Annotated in this window: 4 tRNA genes; all 4 read left to right on the forward strand. The window is 52.8% G+C overall.

The annotated features are described in order from the left end of the window. Positions 1-2 precede the first annotated feature (2 nt). The 4 genes from Q3304_RS20995 (at position 3) to Q3304_RS21010 (ending at position 339) form a co-directional block, all read left to right on the forward strand. Positions 3-79 (forward strand) — tRNA-Arg (locus Q3304_RS20995). A 9-nt stretch (positions 80-88) separates the two neighbouring features. Beyond that, positions 89-164, forward strand: a tRNA-Gln gene (locus Q3304_RS21000). An 8-nt stretch (positions 165-172) separates the two neighbouring features. Beyond that, positions 173-248: transfer RNA gene (locus tag Q3304_RS21005), tRNA-Lys, on the forward strand. A gap of 2 nt (positions 249-250) precedes the next feature. After that, positions 251-339: transfer RNA gene (locus Q3304_RS21010), tRNA-Ser, on the forward strand.

A 339-nucleotide genomic window follows, 5' to 3' on the forward strand; every position in this document is an offset into this window, starting at 1 on the left:
GTGGGTGCATAGCTCAGCTGGATAGAGCAACGCCCTTCTAAGGCGTGTGTCCGGGGTTCGAATCCCTGTGCGCTCACCACATATATATTGGGGATTAGCCAAGTCGGTAAGGCACATGACTTTGACTCATGTATGCGTAGGTTCAAGTCCTGCATCCCCAGCCAAATAACATGGTCTATTAGCTCAGTCGGTAGAGCACCTGACTTTTAATCAGGGTGTCCCGCGTTCGAGTCGCGGATAGATCACCAATGGAGAGGTGTCCGAGTGGTTTAAGGAGCTGGTCTTGAAAACCAGTGACTTCGAAAGGGGCCGTGGGTTCGAATCCCACCCTCTCCGCCA

The sequence above is a fragment of the Clostridioides sp. GD02377 genome (genome assembly GCF_045899875.1).
Classification (GTDB): Bacteria; Bacillota; Clostridia; order Peptostreptococcales; family Peptostreptococcaceae; genus Clostridioides; species Clostridioides difficile_A.